Below are 6,352 nucleotides of genomic sequence, written 5' to 3'. Positions count from 1 at the left end.
GATCCCGTTCGACTTGCATGTATTAGGCCTGCCGCTAGCGTTCATCCTGAGCCAGGATCAAACTCTCCATTGTAAAATGAAGTGTAAGAATCACTGACCCCAAAAACTCAAATTAATTAAGCAATTGGAATCACATTCTAATTGTTAATGTCTCAATTGCCTGGAATGACTTCGTTTAGACTTATTTTCAGCTTTCGCTTGATAAAATCAAACTACTCGCTGCGCTACATGAATATCTTTACTTTAAAGAACTTGATCGCCTCCGCTCACGCTTCGGCTCTTTTATTTCAAACCGGTTCAGAACCAGTCGATTTTCTCGATTTCAAACCCCGGTCGCATCGCGCTTCCGGACCGGAACCCCTGCTCTCTCGAACACCCCTGTTCCGTTTGGGACTGCAAAGGTAAGAATCTTTCTTTTCTTTGCAAAATTTATTTAACTTTTTTTCTTGCGTGCTTTTTGGATCCAAAGCGACCGTCTGTTGCACTTAAAAACGCTGTTAAAACTCAATGAACAACCACCTCCTCGAAGCGGGATGCAAAAGTATAACCTTTGTTGAATATTTGCAAATATCATCGTAAAATATTTCCCTAAAATCCTATTAGGAGTTATAAATCAATACATTTAGTTTATTTAAGTTATTCTTCTGCTTTTCTTTTTCTCTTTTTCCGCCACTATTCTACCGTTGTTCTGCCGTAATGTGTGCCTTATCTAAGTCTTACGTAAGACGTACCCAACCTTCTCCCACATACGACACGGGTCGTCTACGGATCGTGCGCGGGTAATGGCGGGAAAAAGTAGGAAGTTAATGGGTAGAAAAGTATCCTAACAAGGGTAGTTAGCAGAAATTTATCTTATTTTTACAAATCCAGTTTATTTCGGTATGGAACTCATCTACTACATTGACCTGTTAGGAACCATGGTATTTGCCATATCGGGAGCAATGGCAGCCATGCGCCATAATATTGATATCTTCGGCGCTGCTTTTACCGGCTTTGTTACTGCAATCGGGGGCGGAAGCCTCCGTGATATCTTTCTCAATTTACGGCCGGTGTGGGTAGATGACGGTAATTATCTATTGGCCATCCTAACTGGTGTAATCATTGCTATCCTGTTTAAAAAGGTACTCGGCAAACTGGCAAGGACACTTTCTCTGTTTGACGCTTTAGGCATTGGCTTCTTTACTGTAGTAGGCGTACAAAAATCCCTGGCATTCGAAAGCAGTGGTATTGCAGCGGTGGTTTTGGGCTTATTTTCCGCTGTGATGGGCGGCGTCACGCGCGATACGCTGCTGAACGAAACACCACTTATTTTCCGGAAAGAAATTTACGCAACTGCCTGCCTTTCCGGAGCTGCGCTATTTGTACTACTTAACCGTATAGGGGTCGACTATAACCTGAATGCTTTTATAAGTGCGGCCGTTATTTCCGTTGTGCGAATCCTAGCGGTGAAGTATAAACTTACACTGCCTATCGTAGGGGGGTAATTTTACCGCCCCTTTCTTTTCAATAACGGAAATTTCATCTTATAATCCACGTCTACTTGCCCCCTTGAAATGGCTTCCAGTTTACTTTTGATCATCGCTTTCCGAAGCGGGCTTAACTTTTCTGTAAACAATTTCCCTTCGATGTGGTCATATTCATGCTGAATGATACGTGCTGCCAGTCCGGTAAAATCTTCTTCGTGTACCACCCAGTTTTCATCCACATACTTAATTCGGATGTTCGGATACCGGCTGATGTCCTCACGGATTTCCGGAATACTTAAACATCCCTCATTAAATGACCACTTTTCACCCTCTTCTTCCAGTATTTCAGCATTGATAAAAACTTTCTTAAAATCTTTCAACGCCGGATCATCGTCCGCAAAAGGACTGGCGTCTATCACAAACAAGCGGATACCCAATCCGATCTGGGGAGCCGCCAAGCCTACGCCGTGCGCCGCATACATGGTCTCAAACATGTTGGCTATTAACTCCTGTAAATCCGGATAATCCTTGTCAATTTCTATCCCTTTTCGCTTTAGAATAGGATCGCCATAAGCGATAATGGGTAATTTCATTTCGAAAACATTTTGTTGATTCATTATTTTGTGCTTCAACGGCAATTATGAGATGGTTTTGCCAAGCTCGCTTGTTAAAGACCCCCATTTATCGTTTCATTGCCTAATTTGCCTTAAGCCGATTGAAGCTCATACGCACCTACTGTCTTGCAGATTTCATTGCTTTTTTGTGAACAAACTGCCCACATAACAGATTTCCGGGTACAAAGGTAACGATTTTACGGAAAAAGCTTACCTTTGAGTATGCCTGAGAAATTACCGGATAAGATCATTTTTTCCCTGGGAGAAGTAGCCAAGAGCATCCAGCGAACGATCGCCGAACGGTATCGGCAGGTCTATTGGATCAAAGCCGAGATGAACAAGCTCAACCATTATACCCATTCGGGCCATTGTTACCCCGAGCTTGTCGAGAAAAAAGAGGGTAAAATTATCGCAGAAATGCGCTCTGTACTCTGGAACGGCGATTACCAACGGATCAACCAACGTTTTATTGAAATCATCCGGGAACCCTTGAAAAACGGCATCACCATCCTATTTCAGGCCACGATATCCTATGACCCGCTATACGGCCTGAGCCTCCGTATCCTAGATATAGACCCTGCCTACTCACTCGGCGAACTTGAACGTGAGAAACAGGAAAGCCTCAGCCGACTCAAAAGAGAGGGCCTTTTCTACGCGAATAAACGTTTACCCTTTCCTACCGTGCCGAAACGGTTAGCCATCCTATCCGTAGAAACCAGCAAAGGGTACTCCGATTTCCTGAAAATACTCGATGGAAATCCGTGGGGTTACCGGTTCGAGCGGAATCTTTTTCCAGCGTTGTTACAAGGTGATAAATCTATTCCCTCCATCCTCAATCAGTTGGTAAACATTGCGGAACACATAGAAGACTATGATGTTGTGACCATTATCCGTGGTGGTGGTGGAGACGTGGGTTTATCAAGCTACAACAATTACCTACTGGCATCGGCCATCGCACAGTTTCCCATTCCTGTACTGACCGGCATCGGCCATTCTACCAATGAGACTGTCGCCGAGATGGTGGCCCATCAAAATGCAATCACCCCCAGCGAACTCGCTGATTTCCTTATCCAACGATTCCACCAATTCGCCGTACCCGTCGCCCAGGCTCAGGAAGTTATTGTACACAAGACCCGCCAGTTATTACTAGCCCATCGCAACACACTGAACGACTGTGTCCGGTATTTTCGCCTACACAGCATCCACCTGCTCAGCCAACAGCAAAAAGCACTTGAACATCAGTTTATCCGACTAAATATGGCGAGCATCAACCGTTTACGGCAAGGCACCCAAATATTGCTACATTCCCAAAAAATGCTGCAAACTGCTACTACTGGAGCGCTCAAAGATCAGCAGACTCAGCTAACCGCGATGGAAAGATCTGTGAAACTACTGGATCCGCAGCAGGTACTCAACCGTGGATACAGCATCACCCGAATTAACGGGCACGCGCTAAAAAGCACTGAATATATAAAAAAAGGAGATACACTGGAAACTCTTTTGGCTTCCGGGCAGGTTTACAGCACCGTTATCCATTCAAAAACTACAAACGATGAATAAACAATACACCTATACAGACGCATTTGAAGAACTGCAAACCATCGTATCTGAAATCGAACACGGAGAAATTTCGATTGATGAACTCTCAACCAAAGTAAAGCGGGCAACCCTACTGATTAGCGTATGCAAAGCTAAGTTGACCGCAACCGAAGAAGAAGTAAACAACATACTGGCCAATCTGGAAAAAGAAGCCCAACAACCGGATGAAGACACGGATTAACCCAGTTCGGCCTTCAGCTGTTCCATGTCAAGCTCGTTTTCCCACCTGGCAACCAAAATAGTAGCAGCCGTATTACCAATCAGATTGGTCAACGCGCGGGCTTCACTCATGAACCGGTCAATGCCGAATATCAGCGCTACCGATTCAACCGGAATATGGCCCACCACAGGCAAGGTTGCCACCAAAATAACAAAACCGCTTCCGGTTACTCCCGCCGCTCCGTTTGACGTTACTGTCAATACAATCAGCAGAAACAGTTGCTCTTCCAAACCCATCGGCATATCTACAGCCTGTGAAAGAAAAATTGCGGCCATTGTCAAATAAATAGCCGTTCCATCCAGGTTAAAAGAATACCCTGAAGGAACGACCAAACGTACCAATGACCTCGAACAGCCCATCCGTTCCAACTTCTGCATGATGTTGGGCAGTACCGATTCCGATGAGGAAGTACCCAGTACCACCAGTAGCTCCTCCTTGATGAAACGCAGCACTTTGAAGATACTGATTCCATAATACTTTAGCATCCCTCCGGCAAACAGAAAGATATATAGCAGGCAAGTCACATAAAACGCCAGCATGAGCATCCCCAACGAAGACAATGCGCCAATTCCGTACTTGCCAATGGTAAACCCCATGGCTCCCATCGCTCCGATCGGCGCAACCTTCATAACCATCCCGATCACAACAAACAACCCGTCGAGAAACGATTGCATCACCCGTATCGCCGGTTCTGCACGCAGGCCGATTTTGGAAAGTCCGAACCCAAATAACACAGCAAAAAACAATACCTGCAACAAATTGCCGGAAGACAAGGCGCCGAAAATGTTCTCCGGAATAATATCTAGTAGGAAATCCACAAATCCCCCTTGGTGCTTACCCGCTTCGATATACGAAGCCACCTCTGTCGTATCCAATGTATTGGGATCTGCATGCATCCCTTCTCCCGGACGCAATCCGTTGATGACCAACACACCTAACATCATCGCTACCACTGTGGTTACCTGGAAATATACCATTGATTTGATTCCCACCTTGCCGATTTTCTTTACATCTTCCATTCCCGCTATGCCCAACACAATGCTGCAAAAAATAAGGGGGGCTATAACCATTTTGATAAGTTTGATGAACCCATCGCCCAATGGTTTCAACTGTACCCCCACGGTGGGAAAGAAATGGCCAACAAGAATACCTACACCAATCGCAAGGAGTACTTGAAAGTATAGCAGGTTAAATAACTTTTTTAAATTTCTTCTCATACCTGCTTTCCTTCCAAGAAAACCTGCTTCACGATATATTGATGATCAAAAACCACCAAGTTGGCAGTCGCTCCCGGTGCAATGCGGCCAAGCGTATCCGCACCGATCAACGAGGCCGGGTACTGCGAAGCCATCCGAAGTGCCTCCTCCAATGGAATCCCTGCATGACGTACGCAATTGGCTACGGCCTGCATCATTGTCAGGGCTGAGCCCGATAGCGTTCCGTCAGGAAGTGTATATCGATCCCCCTGAAATATGTGGGTATATGTACCTTCGTGGGTTTCAGTCACCGCATCGGTGATGAGGAAGAGACGGTCGCCCATTGCTTTTTTGGCGATGGAAAGCATTTCGTAGTCTACATGTATGCCATCGGCCACGATGCTAGCAAAGACGGTGTCCGATTGGAATGCTGCGCCTGGTAGTCCGGGATTGCGGTGGTGCATTGGCGACATTGCATTGAATAGATGCGTAACGGCACGTACGCCACTACGGAACGCTATCATGGCTTCACTGAAAGAAGCGTCGCTATGACCTGCGGACAGCAGTATTCCATTGTCCAATAGCAGCCGGATCGCTTCCGGGGTAAACCGTTCTGGGGCAATAGTCATCATCCGCATGCAGCCATTGGCACGTTCCACCAGGGCAGCAAGCTCCTCAACATCGGGCTTGCGGATGCACTCGGCCGGATGTGCACCCTTCCGCGCTTTATTCAAATAAGGTCCTTCCAGGTGCAGGCCCAGAAGCGCTGGATGACGGTACATGGCTAATGTTCCAAAAGCATCATCAATTACTTCCAACGGGTTAGTAGCGATCGTAATTAAAAAACTCGTTGTGCCCGATTTTACCAATACCCGCGCGATCTCATCCATTGCATCAGCTGAAGGGTCAGCCGAAAATAACTTTCCACCACCTCCGTAAATCTGCAGGTCAATAAATCCGGGTGCCACATAGTTACCCCCAACATCCACCAGTTGTGCCTCGCCGGGAATTTCGTTAAGCCCGATGGTGCCCACCACCCTGCTCTCCTTTATCAAAAGAGCTTTTCCGTTGATTAATTTATCTTCCGTGAATATAGTCCCGTTAATGAATGCAACGATTGATTCCGCCATCGGTTACCAACTTATTATGGGCAGTAATTATACAAATTTCCTCGGTTTATTTGGTGTTTTTCGCATCAAATTGATAACTTATTGCCCATGGCTCAGATTCCTGATAATTGCTATTTCTCCGATTTAT

General features: G+C 45.9%; 6 protein-coding genes and 1 rRNA gene. 3 read left to right on the top strand and 4 right to left on the bottom strand.

Going from position 1 to position 6,352, the window contains the following annotated elements; translation table 11 throughout:
- Nucleotides 1-73: ribosomal RNA gene (locus tag IEX60_RS22345) — 16S ribosomal RNA — on the bottom strand; the annotation flags it as partial.
- 808 nt (nt 74-881) lie between these two features.
- On the opposite strand from IEX60_RS22345, the gene IEX60_RS22340 reads away from it, so the two are divergent.
- Complete coding sequence (locus tag IEX60_RS22340; RefSeq protein ID WP_188753618.1) at nt 882-1,484, top strand: trimeric intracellular cation channel family protein; 603 nt, start codon at nt 882-884, stop codon at nt 1,482-1,484.
- A 2-nt stretch (nt 1,485-1,486) separates the two neighbouring features.
- Here the strand turns inward: IEX60_RS22340 and def are convergent, their stop codons facing one another.
- Entirely contained in the window at nt 1,487-2,059 is a 573-nt protein-coding gene (gene def, locus IEX60_RS22335) for a peptide deformylase (protein ID WP_188753617.1), read from the bottom strand.
- A 243-nt stretch (nt 2,060-2,302) separates the two neighbouring features.
- Here def and xseA point away from each other — a divergent pair, with 243 nt between their 5' ends.
- The gene (gene xseA, locus IEX60_RS22330) at nt 2,303-3,640 is read left to right on the top strand and encodes an exodeoxyribonuclease VII large subunit (protein ID WP_188753616.1); all 1,338 of its coding nucleotides are present in this window, start codon (nt 2,303-2,305) and stop codon (nt 3,638-3,640) included.
- Nucleotides 3,633-3,860 (top strand): exodeoxyribonuclease VII small subunit, encoded by a 228-nt coding sequence (xseB, locus tag IEX60_RS22325; RefSeq protein ID WP_188753615.1) that lies wholly within the window; start codon nt 3,633-3,635, stop codon nt 3,858-3,860. Before xseA ends, xseB begins: the two co-directional genes overlap by 8 nt.
- On the opposite strand, the gene dctA is transcribed toward xseB, so the two are convergent.
- Together dctA and nagA are read right to left on the bottom strand one after the other, a co-directional pair.
- Nucleotides 3,857-5,116 (bottom strand): C4-dicarboxylate transporter DctA, encoded by a 1,260-nt coding sequence (gene dctA, locus IEX60_RS22320; RefSeq protein ID WP_188753614.1) that lies wholly within the window; start codon nt 5,114-5,116, stop codon nt 3,857-3,859. The genes xseB and dctA overlap by 4 nt on opposite strands.
- Entirely contained in the window at nt 5,113-6,225 is a 1,113-nt protein-coding gene (gene nagA / locus IEX60_RS22315) for an N-acetylglucosamine-6-phosphate deacetylase (RefSeq protein ID WP_188753613.1), read from the bottom strand. Before nagA ends, dctA begins: the two co-directional genes overlap by 4 nt.
- Nucleotides 6,226-6,352: the final 127 nt, after the last annotated feature.

Origin of the sequence: Parapedobacter defluvii, assembly GCF_014642075.1 — a bacterium.
Taxonomy (GTDB): Bacteria; Bacteroidota; Bacteroidia; order Sphingobacteriales; family Sphingobacteriaceae; genus Parapedobacter; species Parapedobacter defluvii.
This window is presented reverse-complemented; position numbering and strand designations above follow the sequence as displayed.

What these genes read in the sequence shown, in the direction of transcription:
- IEX60_RS22340 (WP_188753618.1), top strand. Translation starts at nt 882, where the DNA reads ATGGAACTCATCTACTACATTGACCTGTTAGGAACCATGGTATTTGCC.
- def (WP_188753617.1), bottom strand. Translation starts at nt 2,059, where the DNA reads ATGAAATTACCCATTATCGCTTATGGCGATCCTATTCTAAAGCGAAAA.
- xseA (WP_188753616.1), top strand. Translation starts at nt 2,303, where the DNA reads ATGCCTGAGAAATTACCGGATAAGATCATTTTTTCCCTGGGAGAAGTA.
- xseB (WP_188753615.1), top strand. Translation starts at nt 3,633, where the DNA reads ATGAATAAACAATACACCTATACAGACGCATTTGAAGAACTGCAAACC.
- dctA (WP_188753614.1), bottom strand. Translation starts at nt 5,116, where the DNA reads ATGAGAAGAAATTTAAAAAAGTTATTTAACCTGCTATACTTTCAAGTA.
- nagA (WP_188753613.1), bottom strand. Translation starts at nt 6,225, where the DNA reads ATGGCGGAATCAATCGTTGCATTCATTAACGGGACTATATTCACGGAA.